We start from the raw sequence: 15,891 nt of genomic DNA on the forward strand, positions 1-15,891 counted from the left end.
AGTTGGATCGCGTCGAACTTAGGCAGACGCAGCTTCGGCCGGAGCTTCGCCGCCACCCTGCTTGTCGGCCACGGCCTTGACGGCGCGCGCGAACATCGCAGCGGGTTCGGCCAACACGCGGGCCAGCATGGCGAGGGCCTGCTCGCGGGTCGGCAACGAGGCCAGCACTTCAACGTGCGCGGCCGGGAACAGCTTGCCTTCCACCGACACGACTTTCGCCTTCAGCTTGTCGTTGCCCTTGGCGAATTCCTTGATCAGGCGCCCGGCAGCACCGGGTTCCTCGGTCGAGAATGCGTACAGCAGCGGACCGGTAAGGGCGTCCTTGACGACCTCAAACTCGGTACCAACCACGGCGCGCGAAGCGAGCGTGTTCTTCACAACCTTCAAGAACACACCGGATTCACGAGCCTTCTTGCGCATCGCGGTCATTTGTTCGACCGTGGTGCCCGCATACTCGGCAGCGACCAAGGAGTGAGCCTTCGCGGCCACAGCGGCCAGTTCGGCGACTACTTCTTGCTTCTGAGAGAGATTCAGAGCCATGTTTCACTCCTCTTATGAACTCCGCTTACGGCTCCTGCCGCTTGCGGTCCTGAGCAACGTCGTCCGTGACGTCGGGGACTTAAAGTCCCGGGTGGTGGCCTTTCCAGATAAAACGCAATTCCAGAAGGGGCAACACCATCTACGCAGGCGAGGCTCGAAGGCCCGATTAAGCGATCCAACGAACGGTGACGGCGATTCCTTTGCCATAACGAGCTCCCTGCCCGTCGTCATTGCTTGCAGGATCGCACCTGCGGTCTTTGACGGCGGCTCCGGCACGCGACCGGGCTACCCTCAAAAGATGCCTGCGCGGACCTAGGCCCACGCAGGACTTGAATTTGCTTACTTGGCCGAGGCCGCAACCAGGGTCGAGGTATCGACCGGTACGCCCACGCCCATCGTGCTGGACAGCGCAACCTTCTGCAGGTACTGGCCCTTGGCCGTAGACGGCTTGGCCTTCATCAGGTCGGCGATCAGCGCATTCAGGTTGTCAGCCAGCTGCGAGGCTTCGAAGTTGGCCTTGCCAATGGTGGCGTGAATGATGCCCGCCTTGTCATTGCGGAACTTCACCTGGCCGGCCTTGGCGTTCTTCACAGCCGTGACGACGTCGGCGGTAACCGAGCCATCCTTGGGGTTCGGCATCAGGCCGCGGGGGCCGAGCAACTGACCCAGCTTGCCGACCACGCGCATCGCGTCCGGCGTGGCGATCACGCGACCAAAGTCGAGGTCGCCCGCTTGCATGCGCTCAGCGAGATCGTCCATGCCGACGGCGTCGGCGCCGGCCGCCTTGGCAGCTTCAGCCTTTTCACCGGCCGGGCAGAACACCGCGACCTTGATGGTTTTGCCGGTACCATGCGGCAGCAACGAGGAACCGCGCACGCCCTGGTCGGATTTCTTGGCATCGATACCCAGACGCACTGCGACGTCGACGGATTCGGCGAACTTAGCCTTGGCGTTGTTCTTGATGATGTTGAGGGCGTCGTCCAGGGCATAGATCTTGCCCGGCTGCACCGCGGCCTGAGCCGCCTTCATACGCTTCGTGAGCTTTGCCATGTCTTAACCCTCCACCACCAGGCCCATGCTGCGCGCGCTACCGGCGATGGTGCGCACTGCAGCGTCCAGATCAGCTGCTGTGAGATCCGGCTCCTTCTGCTTGGCGATGTCTTCCAGCTGCTTGCGGGTGATCTTGCCGACCTTGTCGGTGTTCGGCTTGGGCGAACCCTTGGCGACACCAGTGGCCTTCTTGATCAGCACGGTGGCCGGCGGGGTCTTGGTGATAAAGGTGAAGGTACGGTCCGAGTAGGCCGTGATGATCACCGGAATCGGCAGACCCGGCTCGATCTTCTGCGTGGCGGCGTTGAACGCCTTGCAGAACTCCATGATGTTCAGGCCGCGCTGACCGAGGGCCGGACCCACAGGCGGCGACGGGTTGGCCTGACCGGCCTTGACCTGCAGCTTGATATAACCGACAACTTTCTTTGCCATTAGAGGTTTCCTCGCGAGTTCAAGCGCCTTGCGGCTCCTCGCCGTGCACATTCCATGGTGAGAGGGAAACCCGCGATCCTGCGGATTCCAGAAATACGGACACGCCGAGTCGAAAGACTCCGGCGTGAACCGCGCAGTTTAGAGATGAAACGGACTTTAAGCAAGCCCTGTGCCGAAAGGCTCGCTCAGGCTTTCTCGACCTGCCCGAATTCCAGCTCCACCGGAGTGGAACGGCCGAAGATCAGCACCGCCACGCGCAGGCGACTCTTCTCGTAATTGACTTCCTCGACTACGCCATTGAAATCATTGAACGGACCGTCAATGACTCGCACCATTTCGCCCGGCTCGAACAATACCTTGGGCTTGGGCTTGTCCACGCCCTCACGGACGCGGCTGAGGATGGTGTCGGCCTCGCTGTCGCGGATCGGCATGGGACGATCAGCGGTGCCGCCGATGAAACCCATCACTTTCGGGGTTTCCTTGACCAGATGCCAGCACTCGTCGTCGATGCGCGGCGCCTTGCCCTCGGTGTCGGTTTCGATCTGCACAAGCACGTAGCCGGGGAAGAACTTGCGCTCACTGCGCCGCTTCTGGCCGCTGCGCATTTCCACCACTTCCTCGGTGGGCACCAGCACTTCGCCGAACCGTTCTTCCATGCCAGCACGGTGAATGCGTTCGGTCAGGGACTTCTTGACCTGGTTCTCGAACCCGGAATAAGCATGGACGACGTACCAACGTTTGCTCATTGCGGCGCTCCTTATGAACCCAGCTTTAGAAGCCAGTCGAGCACGACTGACTTCAGGATGAGGTCAATCAGGCCCAGCAGTAGCGAGAGCACGATGACCACGAGAATGATGATACCGGTGGTCTTGATGGTCTCGTCCCGCGTGGGCCAGACCACCTTGCGCATTTCGAACTGCGACTCGGCAAGGAAATGACGCGCGCGGCGGCCCGGCGCCGTGAAGGCGGCAATAGCCAGGGCCACGATCACAGCGGCGAGGATCGTGATCAGACGCAGCGGCGACGCGGCGCCGATGTTGCCGAGGTAGGTGTAGCCGACGATACCGGCCGCCAGCACCAGTACGGCCAGCACCAGCTTGCCGATATCGGCACCGCTTGTGCCTTTGGACTGTTCAGCCTTGGTATTCATGCGCGTCAAGCGGATGCCTCAAACACCGGCCATCAGGCCGTTACGACACATCCGCCATCATTCCTCGAAGAAGATGGCACGCCAGGAGGGACTCGAACCCCCAACCTGCGGTTTTGGAGACCGCTGCTCTGCCAATTGAGCTACTGGCGTACGTAAAAAAAGTTAACGGGACCCGGGACTCGGAACCCAGGACTCGGAAGGGCGTGAGTAAAGGCTTTCGCTACCTTCCGAGTCCCGAGTCCCAAGCCCCGATTCCCGCAATGATATTACTTGACGATCTTGGCGACGACGCCCGCACCCACCGTGCGGCCGCCTTCGCGAATCGCGAAACGCAGGCCTTCGGTCATCGCGATCGGGGCGATCAGGGTCACCGTGATCTTCACGTTGTCGCCCGGCATCACCATCTCGGTGCCTTCCGGCAGCTTGATCGCACCGGTCACGTCCGTCGTGCGGAAATAGAACTGCGGGCGGTAGTTGCTGAAGAACGGGGTATGACGGCCACCCTCTTCCTTCGACAGCACGTAGATCTCGCCTTCGAAGTCCGTGTGCGGCGTGATCGAACCCGGCTTGGCCAGCACCTGGCCGCGCTCCACGTCTTCACGCTTCGTACCGCGCAGCAGTAGGCCCACGTTGTCGCCCGCCTGGCCCTGATCCAGCAGCTTGCGGAACATTTCCACGCCGGTCACCGTGGTCTTGACGGTGGCCTTGAGACCCACGATCTCGACTTCATCGCCGACCTTGATGATGCCCGTCTCCACGCGACCGGTTACCACCGTGCCGCGACCGGAGATCGAGAACACGTCTTCCACCGGCATCAGGAACGCCTTGTCCAGCACGCGCACCGGCTCGGGAATGTAGGTGTCCAGCGCATCCACCAGCGCAATGATCGCCGGCACGCCAATCTCCGACTGGTCGCCTTCCAGCGCCTTCAGCGCCGAGCCCTTGATGATCGGTGTGTCGTCGCCCGGGAAGTCGTACTTGCTCAGCAGCTCACGTACTTCCATCTCGACGAGCTCCAGCAGCTCGGCGTCGTCCACCATGTCGGCCTTGTTCAGGAACACCACGATGTACGGCACGCCCACCTGGCGGCTCAGCAGGATGTGTTCACGCGTCTGCGGCATCGGGCCGTCGGCCGCCGAGCACACCAGGATCGCGCCATCCATCTGCGCCGCACCCGTGATCATGTTCTTCACGTAGTCGGCGTGGCCTGGGCAATCCACGTGCGCGTAGTGGCGCGTCGGCGATTCGTATTCCACGTGCGCCGTCGAGATCGTAATCCCGCGCGCCTTCTCTTCCGGCGCCGCGTCAATCTGATCGTACGCCTTGAATTCACCACCAAAACGCTCTGCACCGATCTTCGTCAGCGCCGCCGTCAGCGTCGTCTTGCCGTGGTCCACGTGACCAATCGTGCCCACGTTCACGTGCGGCTTGGTGCGTTCGAATTTACCCTTTGCCATGAGCGCCAAATCCCAAGGAGTCAATGAGTGAAGTGATTAAAGGAAACCCAGCGAGCTATCAGGCGATACCGCGGTGGCCGCATGCGGTGGTGCTCATGACTGGAATCGAACCAGCGACCTCTTCCTTACCAAGGAAGTGCTCTACCGACTGAGCTACATGAGCACAAAAACACAGCGACGAGATCAATGGAGCGGGAGACGGGAATCGAACCCGCACCATCAGCTTGGAAGGCTGAGGTTCTACCATTGAACTACTCCCGCCCAACGCGGAACTCGTCTGTCGAACCGCATCAGCATACAACCGCTTTTGCGTTCTGCCTTCCAGCCCTGACCACGGATACCCGCAGAATCGGCTGGTGGAGGGAGGTGGATTCGAACCACCGAAGGCGTAAGCCAGCAGATTTACAGTCTGCCCCCGTTGGCCGCTTGGGTATCCCTCCAACAAAGAACGGCTATTGTGTGGATCGGGGCTTGATGTGTCAACACCTTGACGAGCGAAACGGCCGGTTTTTCGAGAATTTTCCGGACGAAGCGAAGTGCTATTCAGTCGTTTCCCGCAGCGCGCGTATCCACCAGCTGCCCCATGCTCTTGGAAAGCTCCAGTAAGTGTCGCGCCTGCTCTTGCAGCCGGCGTTCGTTGTCGTCGCGCGGTGTCCACGACGGCACCGCCGTGGGTTTGCCGTCGGGTTTGTCCAGCGCCACGAACACCATCACGCAACTGGTGGCCAGACGTTCTTCGCCGGTACGCAGATCGCGAGCCAGCACATCCACCGCCATCTGCATGCTGGACGTGCCGGTGTAAATCAACTTAGCCCGCACGCTGACCAGGTCGCCAATCAAGATCGGCTTGACGAACTGAATGCCACTCACCGCCGCCGTCACGCAATACGCCCCGCTCCAACCCACCGCGCAGGCGTAGCCAGCCTGATCGATCCACTTCATCACCATGCCGCCGTGCACCTTGCCGCCGAAATTGACATCGGTAGGCTGGGCAAGGAAGCGGAAAGTTACTTCATGCTGCTGGCCTGACATGCGGTCTCCGGCGGATACGCCCAACGTGAAGGCGACATTATGCCCGCTTGACCACCTTCGCTGGCAGCCGCAGGGTCATGGGTGTGCTGAGTACACCGTTTGGCGAAGGTCTTTCCGGACCATCCGCGCGAAAGCCCAGACGAAGATAAACCGGCACCGCACAGCGTGTAGAGTTGAGCGTGAAGCGACAGGTACCTGCGCGATGCATTGCGTCTCGCCACGCACGCTGCCAAAGGCGCTTGGCAATACCCCGTCCCTGGTAGCGCGTGCTCACGAAAAAGTGCACAAGATGATGATCATCTCGCATGCTCGCGACTCCAACCAGCACCTCACCCAGAAAAGCCAGATGAGACCGCTGGCCTTCGATGATCTTCTGTCGAATCGCCTTGGCCGTCAGGCGCATGAGCAATTCCCGTCCGGCCTTGCGCGGCTGATCGGGCAACACCCATTGACGCACTACGCGGCGGCTCAATACGCCAATGGCGCGAGCATCATCAGCACGCGCGAGTCGCATGCGCAATACACCTTGAGACATGAACATCCGCTCCATGCAACACGCGCATGCTCGCATGAAAAAAGCCCCGCTTGTGCGGGGCTCATGAACTCAAACATTGAACAGGAAGTGCAACACATCGCCATCCTTGACGATGTAGTCCTTGCCTTCTTTGCGCAGCTTGCCGGCCGAGGCGGCACCGGCTTCGCCCTTGTACTGGATGAAATCGTCATACGAGACCGTTTCGGCACGGATGAAGCCGCGTTCAAAATCGGTATGAATGACGCCCGCCGCTTGCGGTGCGGTGGAGCCGCGCTTTACGGTCCAGGCACGCACCTCTTTTTCGCCAGCGGTGAAATAGGTCTGCAGGTTGAGTAGCTTGTAGCCAGCGCGGATTACGCGGTTGAGGCCAGGCTCTTCCAGACCAAGATCCTTGAGGAATTCATCACGGTCGGCATCTTCGAGCTGAGCCAATTCTTCCTCGATGGCTGCGCAAACCGGCACCACTTCAGCGCCCTCCTCTACCGCGCGCTGACGCACGGCATCGAGATGCGGGTTGTTTTCGAAGCCGTCCTCGCGCACGTTGGCGATGTACATCAGAGGCTTGAGCGTGAGCAGGAACAGATCACGTACCAGCGCCTTTTCTTCGTCATCCAAACCGAGACTGCGTGCGGATTTGCCTTCGTTGAGCGCGGCGGCAAGTTTCTGCAGCACGGGCTTCTTGGCCAGCGCTTCCTTATCGTTGGCCTTCGCGGCGCGTTCGGCGCGATTGAGCGCCTTTTCGACCGAATCCAGATCCGCCAGCGCCAGTTCGGTATCGATGGTTTCGATGTCAGCGATGGGATCAACCTTGCCGGCCACGTGCACGATATCTGTGTGTTCGAAGCAACGGACTACGTGCGCGATCGCATCCACCTCGCGAATGTGCGAAAGGAACTTGTTGCCGAGGCCCTCGCCCTTCGACGCGCCGGCAACCAGGCCGGCGATGTCGACGAATTCCACCGCGGTCGGCACCAGCTTCTGCGGTTTGACGATGGCGGCCAACTCGTTGAGGCGCAGATCGGGTACCGGCACCACGCCTACGTTCGGCTCGATTGTGCAGAACGGGAAGTTGGCTGCGGCAATGCCCGCCTTGGTCAGCGCGTTGAACAAGGTGGATTTGCCGACGTTAGGCAAGCCGACGATGCCGCATTTGATGCCCATGGTTTCTTGATCCGGAAATGGAAGTAAAAAACGAAATAGTAAACGGCAACGGGCTGTTCAGGGCTTCGCTGGCGTGTGCAACTGCTGCATGGCCTTGTCGAACTGCCCTTCGACTGCCATCGGCAGCACGTTCAGCGCGCGCGCGACACCCTCAAGCATGGCGTCTTCGTCCTTGGCCGAAGGGCGACCCAATACCCACGGCGTGACTTGATCCTTGTGGCCAGGATGGCCAATGCCCAGACGCAGTCGATGGAATTTGCCGTGGCCCAGATGAGCCACGATATCGCGCAAGCCGTTCTGGCCGCCGTGGCCGCCATCGAACTTCAGGCGCACCGTACCGGCAGGCAGGTCCAGGTCGTCATGCGCAACCAGGCATTCCTCTGGCTCGATCTTGTAATAGCGCAGCGCCGCTGCGACCGCGGCGCCGCTCTTGTTCATGAAAGTACTGGGCTTGAGCAGCCACACCGGCTCGCCACCGATGCGCAGCTTGCAGGTTTCGCCATGCAGCTTGCCGTCGAAACCGAAGCGCTCGCCCGCGCCGGATGCTAGGGCGTCAACAAACCAGAACCCGGCGTTGTGCCGGGTTCTGAGGTATTCGGTACCGGGATTGCCCAGCCCGACGATGAGTCGTAGACCTGCCATGGATCAGGTTTGAGTTGGCCGCAAGATGTGGTCCCTACCCGGCCCTCGCTCCGGAGAGGAGGGAGGGCGGGAGGCCAAAACGGCTTACTTCTTGGTTTCTTTAGAAGCGTCAGCAGCAGGCTGAGCAGCGTCGCCTTCGGCAGCCGGAGCTTCTTCGACTTCTTCCTGCACGGTCACGGCCGAAACCACCGTCACGTCGTGGTCGGCGCCCAGGTGCAGCGCCGGAATTTCCACATCCGTCGGCAGCTTGAGCTGCGACAGGTGGATGATGTCGCCGGGCTTCAGGTCGGCCAGGTCGAGTTCGATGAACTCCGGCAGATCCTTCGGCAGGCAGGACACTTCCACTTCGTTGAGGTTGTGCGAAATCACCACGCCAGCGGTCTTGCCAGCCGGGGATTTTTCCTGATTCAGGAAGTGGATCGGCACATTCACGCGAATCGCTTCGTTCTCGTTGATGCGCAGGAAGTCCATGTGCAGCATCTGCTGCTTGAACGGGTGCTTTTGCCAGTCGCGCACCAGCACCTTCTGCACCTTGCCGTCGACGTTTAGGTCGAGCACCGAGGAGAAGAACCACTCGTGCTTGGCGGCGAGCAGGATGGTGTTGTGCTCGATCTGGATGCTCTGCGCGGGCTGACCCGCACCGTAAACTACTGCGGGCACGAAGGACGCGTGACGCAGGCGGCGGCTCGCACCTTTCCCCTCGTCTTTGCGGGCCTGTGCCGCGATTTCATGAGTCTTGGCCATGTTGGTATTGCCTTGAGTGTTGAAAGCCGCCTCACGGCGACCGGACTGACTCTCCCGCGACCAGAAGAGCCGGAACGCCCGCGGATGCGGACGGAAAAGCGTGTAAGTATACAGAAAATCGGGGGGCCGAGGCCCACTCCCTCTCCCCGTCGGAGGGAGAGCAGGAAGCATGTGAAGCGCGGCGCCATGGGAGTTGAGGGCAAAGCTTTGCCCCTCACCTCGGCACTCTCCCCGGAGGGGGGAGGAGGAAAGACAACGCAATCAGTCGATGTAGAGCGAGCTGACCGACTCACCGAAGGCGATGCGGCGGATCGTCTCGGCCAACAGTTCAGCCACCGAAAGCTGGCGGATCTTGGCGCAGTTCCGGGCATCCTCGCGCAGCGGCAACGTGTTGGTGACCACCAGCTGGTCGAGCTGGGAACCTTCGATATTGCGAATCGCCGCGCCGGACAGCACCGGATGCACGCAATAGGCAACGACCTTGCGAGCGCCACGCTCCTTCAGGGCGGCGGCGGCGGCGCACAAGGTGCCAGCGGTATCGACGATATCGTCCACCATCACGCAGGTCTTGCCTTCCACGTCACCGATGATGTTCATCACCGTGGCCACGTTGGCCTTGGGACGGCGCTTGTCGATGATGGCCAGATCGGCGTCATCCAAGCGCTTGGCGATGGCGCGCGCACGCACCACACCACCCACGTCCGGGCTGACCACGATCAGGTCGTCCATGCTGTAGCTGCGCCAGATGTCGGCCAGCAGAATCGGCGAGGCGTAGACGTTGTCCACCGACACGTCGAAGAAGCCCTGGATCTGGTCGGCATGCAGGTCTACCGTCAGCACGCGATCCACGCCGGCAGTGCCGATCAGGCGGGCCACCAGCTTGGCGGTGATCGGCACGCGCGCCGAGCGTGGGCGACGATCCTGACGGGCATAGCCGAAGTAGGGAATGACCGCGGTGACGCTGGCTGCCGAGGCCCGCTTGAGCGCATCGACCAAAGCCAGCAGCTCAAACAGGTTCTCCGCACTCGGCGCGCCCGTGGGCTGCAGCACGAACACTTCCTGGCGACGAACGTTCTCTTCGATCTCGATCTGCACTTCGCCATCGCTGAACTTGCCGACCAGGGCCTTGCCCAGCGGTATGCCCAGGCGGTGAGCGATATCTTCGGCCAGGGCTCGGTGCGCATTGCCGGTAAACAGCATCGGGCTGGAGGTATCCACGGTTGTTTCCTCAGAACCAGGCCAATTGAGTCAGCTCAGCATGAAAGGTGTTTTGCGCCTTTCAACTTGCCCCTTCGGTACATGCCCGAGTGGAGCTCGAAAAACATCGGGCACACAAGTGCCCGATACGATGGCAATCCGTTTCGGATTGCGCAAACAGGGGGCCACTTAGCCCCTGTTCGAAATGGCTGGGGCGGTAGGATTCGAACCTACGCATGCGGGAATCAAAATCCCGTGCCTTAACCAGCTTGGCGACGCCCCAGTATTCGTTTTGGCATTTTGCCTCCAGCACAGCCCGCCCCGCTCGGGTGCGACGAGCAGGAGCCGCCGGAAGCAAAGAAGGAAAATTGTGGCGGGGAGCGCCATGCGTGTCAATTCAAAAACACACTCCGCACGACTGGCCCGCCCACGCATTCAGGGCGAAAGCGTGCGCGACATGAACACCCGCAACGCTTCCGGAAAGCCATTTTCGCGATCGCGCTCGCGTGCGTAGGCGTACGCCGGATCATTCTTGTCGACGACAACGAAACCATGCCGGGTATAGAACGGCGCGTTCCACGGCACGTCGGGCAGCGTGCCCAGATCGACGCGGCGATAGCCCTTCTCACTCGCCCAGGCACAGGCGTGCTCGAGCAACGCCGAGCCGATGCCCCGCCGATGAAACGCCGGCAGCACGTCGATCTCGGCGATGCCGACCACATCGCCATGCAATTCCACATCGAGCCAGATGAAACCCACCGGCTCGCTGCTTTCTTCATCCACCGCTACCCACACGAAGCCGCGCCGGATTTCCTCCGCCAGCAGGTCCGCGGGAATCGACATGCGGGAATAGAACCGCCATGCCGGATGGTCGCGAAACAGCTCCACGGCCGTGCGTTCGATGGCACAGATGGCGTCGACATGTGCAGCGGTAGCGCGTTGGATATGAAATGACACGGATCAGTTTTCCCGGGATGGAAAAGCAAAAAGCAAAGCGTTCATTGCATGCTCCACGACTCGATCGCCAGCCGCACTTTGTACGGCGGTTTCTCGGCAAACACCTTCGCCGGCAATGGCGGTTGACGCGTGGTATCCCAAAGGGGATACGTCACCGTCCAACCGTCCTGCTGCAAGGCCGAAGGCAGGCGGTTGTCGCCGAAACTCAGCTCGGCCTGCGCGCCCTGCGCCCGCACACCGAGCACCCATGCGCGTAGTTCGTCTAGCGGAACTTCCCAATTCAGCGCGCGGCGCATCAGCGCCTCGGCATCCGGCCCGCGCTGCGGCCCGCCGTCGGCGCCATCCAGTTCGGCACCGTCGGGGCCACCCGTCAGTCGGTAGCTTTTGCCCGTAATCGGCGTACGAAACACGAACTCGTAGTGATCGCCTTCCTGTGTCCAGGTGAAGCCGCCGCTGCCGGCATCCTGGCCGTTGGATACACCGAGCTTGCCCTGCAGCACCCAGTGGTCGGCGTTCGCCAATTGCCGTTCGCGTGCCTCCTGCTGCGCCAGCGCGGCGACATCGCCCTTGTTGCGTACGAGTTGCGGTGTTGTCGCGCACGCGACCAGCAACAGCGGCGCAAGCGCCGCGAAAGCGCGAAAAAGTTTTTTCATGGCTGCAGCCGCTTCAAGGTTTGTTGCAAGGTGACGTTGTGCGGATCCACGCGGCGCACTTCATCGAACACTTGCTGCGCCTGTTCGCGACGCCCTTGCTTCCACAGCACTTCGCCCAGATGCACGCCAACGTCGGCATCCTTGCCCGTCTGCCATGCGTTGCGCAGCACCTCGACAGCCTGGTCCAGATGACCGAGCCGGTATTGCAGCCAGCCCCAGGAATCGGCGATGGAAGGATCGTTCGGTTTCGCCGCCCGCGCCGCGGCAATCAGCCGTTCCGCCTCAGACAGATCACGTCCTGAATCGGCAAGCGTGAAGCCCAGCGCATTACTGGCGTCGATATCGTCGGGCTTGACCTGCAGCAGGCGGCGGAAATCGGCCACGGCCGGGTCGATCTTGCCGATCTCCGCGTACGCTAGCCCGCGGCCGTACAAGAGGTCCGGATCGTCCGGCGCCACCTGCAGGGCGTGGCTAAATGAATCGATAGCCTCGGTGTAGCGCTTCTCGCGCAGGTAGAGATCGGCATCCACCTCATACGCGCGGCGCAGTTGCGCCGGCTGGTCCAGATAATCCGTCTGCATTTCGGCCAATTGCTGGTGCGCTTCCGCGCTGCGCCCCAGATCCTGCAGCAAGATCGCGCTGCGCAAATCGGCGTCGAAGGCATGGTCGTCGTCGTCGGGCACTTGGTCGTACCACTTCAGCGCCTCGTCCTTGCGGCCGAGCACTTCGGCCAACTGACCAAGCAGATAGGCACTGGCATTGCGCACGTCGTCGGGTGACTGCGAGAGCTGCTTGTAGACCTGCTCCAGCGTCTTGTTGTCCTTGGCGTTGGCGGCCAGGGCGGCGCGCAGCGCGTAGGTCTGGGCGTTCTGCGGGCCCTTTTCCAGCAGGTGCGACGCCTGCGCGTACTGGCCGCTTTGGCCCAACAAGGAAGCATAGGTCAGGCGCAGGCCGATGTTGTCGGGGTCCTTCACCTGCGCCTGGCGCAGCAGGCTGAGGCCGCCGCTGCGGTCCCCATTGTTGAGTTTCAGCTGCGCGGCCCAGGCGTATGTCTCGGCTGTGCCAAAACGCTTCAAGGCGCCGTCGGCGATTTGTTGAGCGTAGGCATGGCGGCCCAATTGCTCACCCAACTCGCTCATCGCCAGCCACGCCTTGGGATCGGCCGGCAGACGGTCGGGTGTGGCCAGGGACTCCAGCAAATTGGCGGCGAGCGCCTGATCGCGACTGCCGATCAGCACGCGGCCGAACATGCGCCAGGCATCCTTGTCGCCGCTGGTGATCAGTGCCGAGAGCTGCCGGCGGGCTTCTTCGGTCTTCCCCTGCTCCACCGCAAGCTGGGCGCGCGCCTGCGCCAGTTGCGCCGGGGTCGCGCCTAGCACCTGCCAGCGGTCGATGGCGCGCTGTGCGGCGTCCGGATTGTGGATGGCGATGGCCAGCGCGGCGGCCTTGCCGGCCACTTCCGGGTCGCGGGAGATCATCATCGCCTTGTCATAGGACTGCGACGCGGCCTTGAGATCGGCGCCGGACAACGCCAATTCACCGGCCAGCAACTGGGCCAGCAGGTCGTGGTCCGGGTCGGGTGTGGCCACGACTATCCGCGCCAGCGGCTGCGGCGACGCCGTCGATGGAGTGGCTGTCCGATGAGGCACCGCCGCGCACCCGGTCAGGACAAGCACGAACCACCCATACGCAACAAACCGTCGCACTTGCTTGAACTCGACCGTCCTGCTCAGCACACTATTCCTCCAACCTCATCGCCGTTTTGGCCCGCTAGGGATACTCTAGTCTACGCCGGCCAACGCCCGTCGCCCTCACTCGCATCACGTCAATGAAGCTGATCGCCCTCGGGCTCAACCACCTCACCGCGCCGGTCAGCCTGCGCGAACAGGTTGCGTTCGACGATGATGAGACCGCCGCCGCCCTGCGTGAGCTTGCGCACGAACCCGGCGTTGAGGAAGCGCTGATCCTTTCCACCTGCAACCGTACCGAACTTTACGTCAGCGTAACGGCGGGCGCGGAAAACATTCCGCAAGAATGGCTCAGTCGTCATCACCGTCTGACTCCCGGCAAGCTTGACGAGTTCCTGTATCGCCATGATGACGAGGCGGCCGTGAGACATATGTTTCGGGTCGCCACGGGCCTCGATTCGATGGTGCTGGGTGAGCCGCAAATTCTCGGTCAGGTGAAGGACGCCTATCAGCAGGCGCGCGAAGCCAACGCGCTGAAGACCTCGATGGATCGCTTGCTGCAGCACACCTTCGCCGTGGCCAAGCGCGTGCGCACCGATACGCGCATCGGCGCACACACCGTGTCGGTGGCCTTCACCGCCGTACGGCTGGCCGAGCGGGTGTTCACTGACTTGCGCCAGGCCTGTGTGCTCTTGATCGGCGCAGGTGACACCATCGAACTGGCGGTGCGCCACCTTGCCGAAAAACAGGTGCGCCGGCTGATCGTGGCCAACCGCACGCTGGAAAACGCGCAGGAGCTGGCCAGCCGCCACGGCGGCTACGCGATTTCGCTGCACGATCTTCCGCAACATCTCGCGGAAGCGGACATCGTCATCGCCTCCACCGCCGCACGGCAACCGGTGCTGACGCGCGCGATGGTGGAAAAAGCCATCGCCGCGCGCCGCCGCAAGCCGATGTTCATGGTCGACATCGCCGTGCCTCGCGACATCGAACCTGCAGTCGGCGAACTGGGAGACGTCTATCTCTACGGTATCGACGATCTGCGGCAGGTCATCGATGACAACCGCCGCTCGCGCGAAACCGCCGCTCGCGAGGCGGACGCAATCATCGATCTGCAGGTCGAGCGCTACATGGCCTGGCGTCGTGCACTCACCGTACGCAACCCAGCCGTCGACCTGCGCGTGCATGCCGAAACCTATCGCGACCAGGTGCTGGAAAAGGCGCGCGCCATGCTCGCGCGCGGCAAGTCGCCGGACGAAGCGCTGGCGTTCCTGGCCAACACGCTGACGAACAAACTGCTGCATCATCCGAGCGCGCGGCTGCGCGAAGCCACGCTCAACGGCGATCATGATCTCCTGCATGCCGCAGGACGTCTGTACGGCCTGGACGAGGACGAAAAAGCAGGGACGAGCGACGAATAGCGAGAGCGGCTGGCTGCCGCGTTACGCACGTTCCATCGCTTTGCTCATCCCTCCTTAGCCCTCGTCCTTTTCATGACCCCATCCATTCGCCGTAAACTCGAAGCCACCGTCGAACGCCACGAAGAACTCGCCCTGCTGCTTGGCCAGGCCGACGTGCTGGCCGACAACACACGCTTTCGCGAACTGTCGCGCGAATACGCGCAGTTGCAACCGGTCGCCGACGCCATGCGCGAACTGGCTAATGCGGAGCGCGAACTCACCGATGCACGCGCCATGCTGGACGATCCGGAGCTGCGCGACATGGCTGCCGAGGATGTTGCGCGCCTGGATGCGCACACGGCCAAGCTCGACAGCGAACTGCAACTGCTGCTGATTCCCAAGGATCCGCGCGACGAAGCCAACCTGTTCCTCGAAGTGCGCGCCGGTTCGGGCGGCGACGAGGCCGCCATCTTCGCCGGCGACCTGTTCCGCATGTACACCCGCTATGCCGAACGCCAGCGCTGGCAAGTGGAAGTGCTGAGCGAAAACCCGGGCGAACACGGTGGCTACAAGGAAATCATCGCGCGTATCGAAGGCAAGGGCGCGTACTCGCGGCTGAAATTCGAATCGGGCGTGCATTGCGTGAAACGCGTGCCATTGACCGAATCGCAAGGACGCGTGCACACCTCCACCGCCACCGTGGCCGTGCTTCCCGAGCTGGATGAAATCGAAGCGATCGAGATATCCCCCGCAGACCTCAAGGTCGACACCTTCCGCGCCTCTGGCGCTGGCGGCCAGCACGTCAACAAGACCGATTCGGCGATCCGCATCACGCATTTGCCCAGCGGCATCGTGGTGGAATGCCAGGACGAGCGCAGTCAGCACAAGAACCGCGCGCGCGCGATGAGCCTGCTCAAGGCGCGCCTGCTCGACGAGGCGCAATCCAAGCAGACCGCCGAACAGGCGCAATCGCGCCGCCTTCAAGTGGGTACGGGCGACCGCAGCCAGCGCATCCGCACCTATCGCTACAAGGACAACCTGATCACCGACCATCGCATCGGCCTGGATCTGCACAACCTCCCGGATGTCATGCAAGGCCACCTGGATGACCTGTTCGGCGCGTTGACGCGGGAGCATCAGGCGGATGAGTTGAAGTCGCTGGCAGGGCATTGAGCACTGCGATTCGCGCTACGCTTGCACCAGGGGGAATGGGCTTGAGGGGGCCGTCTTGCGAAGAAGCCGCGTAGGTTGGG

17 protein-coding genes and 5 tRNA genes are annotated in these 15,891 nt (G+C 62.2%); 2 read left to right on the forward strand and 20 right to left on the reverse strand.

What is annotated here, in order from left to right; translation table 11 throughout:
* Positions 1–18 precede the first annotated feature (18 nt).
* The 20 genes from rplJ to ISP18_RS12215 all read right to left on the reverse strand — a co-directional run bounded on the left by rplJ (position 19) and on the right by ISP18_RS12215 (position 13,256).
* Complete coding sequence (rplJ, locus tag ISP18_RS12120; protein WP_380006796.1) at positions 19–540, reverse strand: 50S ribosomal protein L10; 522 nt, start codon at positions 538–540, stop codon at positions 19–21.
* 339 nt (positions 541–879) lie between these two features.
* Positions 880–1,590, reverse strand: coding sequence for a 50S ribosomal protein L1 (gene rplA, locus ISP18_RS12125; protein WP_380006793.1), 711 nt, complete (start codon positions 1,588–1,590; stop codon positions 880–882).
* Positions 1,591–1,593: 3 nt separating this feature from the next.
* Complete coding sequence (rplK, locus tag ISP18_RS12130) at positions 1,594–2,022, reverse strand: 50S ribosomal protein L11 (protein WP_380006790.1); 429 nt, start codon at positions 2,020–2,022, stop codon at positions 1,594–1,596.
* A 185-nt stretch (positions 2,023–2,207) separates the two neighbouring features.
* Complete coding sequence (nusG, locus tag ISP18_RS12135) at positions 2,208–2,768, reverse strand: transcription termination/antitermination protein NusG (RefSeq protein WP_380006787.1); 561 nt, start codon at positions 2,766–2,768, stop codon at positions 2,208–2,210.
* A gap of 11 nt (positions 2,769–2,779) precedes the next feature.
* Entirely contained in the window at positions 2,780–3,172 is a 393-nt protein-coding gene (gene secE / locus ISP18_RS12140) for a preprotein translocase subunit SecE (RefSeq protein WP_380006784.1), read from the reverse strand.
* Positions 3,173–3,246: 74 nt separating this feature from the next.
* Positions 3,247–3,322: transfer RNA gene (locus ISP18_RS12145), tRNA-Trp, on the reverse strand.
* A 116-nt stretch (positions 3,323–3,438) separates the two neighbouring features.
* Positions 3,439–4,629, reverse strand: coding sequence for an elongation factor Tu (tuf, locus tag ISP18_RS12150; protein ID WP_404559524.1), 1,191 nt, complete (start codon positions 4,627–4,629; stop codon positions 3,439–3,441).
* A gap of 87 nt (positions 4,630–4,716) precedes the next feature.
* Positions 4,717–4,792 (reverse strand) — tRNA-Thr (locus ISP18_RS12155).
* A gap of 24 nt (positions 4,793–4,816) precedes the next feature.
* Positions 4,817–4,890 (reverse strand) — tRNA-Gly (locus tag ISP18_RS12160).
* 93 nt (positions 4,891–4,983) lie between these two features.
* Positions 4,984–5,069 (reverse strand) — tRNA-Tyr (locus tag ISP18_RS12165).
* Positions 5,070–5,172: 103 nt separating this feature from the next.
* Entirely contained in the window at positions 5,173–5,661 is a 489-nt protein-coding gene (locus ISP18_RS12170; RefSeq protein WP_380011980.1) for an acyl-CoA thioesterase, read from the reverse strand.
* Positions 5,662–5,698: 37 nt separating this feature from the next.
* Positions 5,699–6,196, reverse strand: a complete 498-nt coding sequence (locus ISP18_RS12175; protein WP_380011983.1) for a GNAT family N-acetyltransferase — start codon at positions 6,194–6,196, stop codon at positions 5,699–5,701.
* 69 nt (positions 6,197–6,265) lie between these two features.
* On the reverse strand, positions 6,266–7,357 hold the full coding sequence (gene ychF / locus ISP18_RS12180; protein ID WP_380011986.1) for a redox-regulated ATPase YchF: 1,092 nt from the start codon (positions 7,355–7,357) through the stop codon (positions 6,266–6,268).
* A gap of 57 nt (positions 7,358–7,414) precedes the next feature.
* Positions 7,415–7,999, reverse strand: coding sequence for an aminoacyl-tRNA hydrolase (pth, locus tag ISP18_RS12185; protein WP_380011989.1), 585 nt, complete (start codon positions 7,997–7,999; stop codon positions 7,415–7,417).
* A gap of 84 nt (positions 8,000–8,083) precedes the next feature.
* Positions 8,084–8,743 (reverse strand): 50S ribosomal protein L25/general stress protein Ctc, encoded by a 660-nt coding sequence (locus tag ISP18_RS12190; RefSeq protein ID WP_380011992.1) that lies wholly within the window; start codon positions 8,741–8,743, stop codon positions 8,084–8,086.
* Between the two features lie 261 nt (positions 8,744–9,004).
* Positions 9,005–9,943: a ribose-phosphate diphosphokinase gene (locus ISP18_RS12195; RefSeq protein WP_380015821.1), complete on the reverse strand. Its 939-nt coding sequence runs from the start codon at positions 9,941–9,943 to the stop codon at positions 9,005–9,007.
* Between the two features lie 203 nt (positions 9,944–10,146).
* A tRNA-Gln gene (locus tag ISP18_RS12200) sits at positions 10,147–10,223 on the reverse strand.
* 152 nt (positions 10,224–10,375) lie between these two features.
* Entirely contained in the window at positions 10,376–10,897 is a 522-nt protein-coding gene (locus ISP18_RS12205) for a GNAT family N-acetyltransferase (RefSeq protein WP_380011995.1), read from the reverse strand.
* A 41-nt stretch (positions 10,898–10,938) separates the two neighbouring features.
* Positions 10,939–11,550 carry a lipoprotein insertase outer membrane protein LolB gene (gene lolB / locus ISP18_RS12210; RefSeq protein WP_380011998.1) on the reverse strand — a complete coding sequence of 204 codons (612 nt, stop codon included), beginning with the start codon at positions 11,548–11,550 and terminating at the stop codon, positions 10,939–10,941.
* The gene (locus ISP18_RS12215; protein ID WP_380015823.1) at positions 11,547–13,256 is read right to left on the reverse strand and encodes a tetratricopeptide repeat protein; all 1,710 of its coding nucleotides are present in this window, start codon (positions 13,254–13,256) and stop codon (positions 11,547–11,549) included. The genes lolB and ISP18_RS12215 overlap by 4 nt, the downstream gene beginning before the upstream one ends.
* 122 nt (positions 13,257–13,378) lie before the next feature.
* Between ISP18_RS12215 and hemA the strand changes: the two genes are divergently transcribed.
* Both hemA and prfA read left to right on the forward strand, forming a co-directional pair.
* The gene (gene hemA, locus ISP18_RS12220) at positions 13,379–14,659 is read left to right on the forward strand and encodes a glutamyl-tRNA reductase (protein WP_380012001.1); all 1,281 of its coding nucleotides are present in this window, start codon (positions 13,379–13,381) and stop codon (positions 14,657–14,659) included.
* Positions 14,660–14,731: 72 nt separating this feature from the next.
* Entirely contained in the window at positions 14,732–15,811 is a 1,080-nt protein-coding gene (gene prfA / locus ISP18_RS12225) for a peptide chain release factor 1 (RefSeq protein ID WP_380012004.1), read from the forward strand.
* The last annotated feature ends 80 nt before the right edge of the window (positions 15,812–15,891 follow it).

Source organism: Dyella humi, from assembly GCF_044904605.1.
Lineage (GTDB): Bacteria > Pseudomonadota > Gammaproteobacteria > Xanthomonadales > Rhodanobacteraceae > Dyella_B > Dyella_B humi.

Bases quoted from the DNA above. Each gene is read 5' to 3' on its own strand.
- lolB (WP_380011998.1), bottom strand. From the start codon at position 11,550: ATGAAAAAACTTTTTCGCGCTTTCGCGGCGCTTGCGCCGCTGTTGCTG.
- ychF (WP_380011986.1), bottom strand. From the start codon at position 7,357: ATGGGCATCAAATGCGGCATCGTCGGCTTGCCTAACGTCGGCAAATCC.
- rplJ (WP_380006796.1), bottom strand. From the start codon at position 540: ATGGCTCTGAATCTCTCTCAGAAGCAAGAAGTAGTCGCCGAACTGGCC.
- ISP18_RS12170 (WP_380011980.1), bottom strand. From the start codon at position 5,661: ATGTCAGGCCAGCAGCATGAAGTAACTTTCCGCTTCCTTGCCCAGCCT.
- tuf (WP_404559524.1), bottom strand. From the start codon at position 4,629: ATGGCAAAGGGTAAATTCGAACGCACCAAGCCGCACGTGAACGTGGGC.
- ISP18_RS12175 (WP_380011983.1), bottom strand. From the start codon at position 6,196: ATGTCTCAAGGTGTATTGCGCATGCGACTCGCGCGTGCTGATGATGCT.
- prfA (WP_380012004.1), top strand. From the start codon at position 14,732: ATGACCCCATCCATTCGCCGTAAACTCGAAGCCACCGTCGAACGCCAC.
- secE (WP_380006784.1), bottom strand. From the start codon at position 3,172: ATGAATACCAAGGCTGAACAGTCCAAAGGCACAAGCGGTGCCGATATC.
- nusG (WP_380006787.1), bottom strand. From the start codon at position 2,768: ATGAGCAAACGTTGGTACGTCGTCCATGCTTATTCCGGGTTCGAGAAC.
- ISP18_RS12190 (WP_380011992.1), bottom strand. From the start codon at position 8,743: ATGGCCAAGACTCATGAAATCGCGGCACAGGCCCGCAAAGACGAGGGG.
- pth (WP_380011989.1), bottom strand. From the start codon at position 7,999: ATGGCAGGTCTACGACTCATCGTCGGGCTGGGCAATCCCGGTACCGAA.
- hemA (WP_380012001.1), top strand. From the start codon at position 13,379: ATGAAGCTGATCGCCCTCGGGCTCAACCACCTCACCGCGCCGGTCAGC.
- ISP18_RS12195 (WP_380015821.1), bottom strand. From the start codon at position 9,943: ATGCTGTTTACCGGCAATGCGCACCGAGCCCTGGCCGAAGATATCGCT.
- rplA (WP_380006793.1), bottom strand. From the start codon at position 1,590: ATGGCAAAGCTCACGAAGCGTATGAAGGCGGCTCAGGCCGCGGTGCAG.
- rplK (WP_380006790.1), bottom strand. From the start codon at position 2,022: ATGGCAAAGAAAGTTGTCGGTTATATCAAGCTGCAGGTCAAGGCCGGT.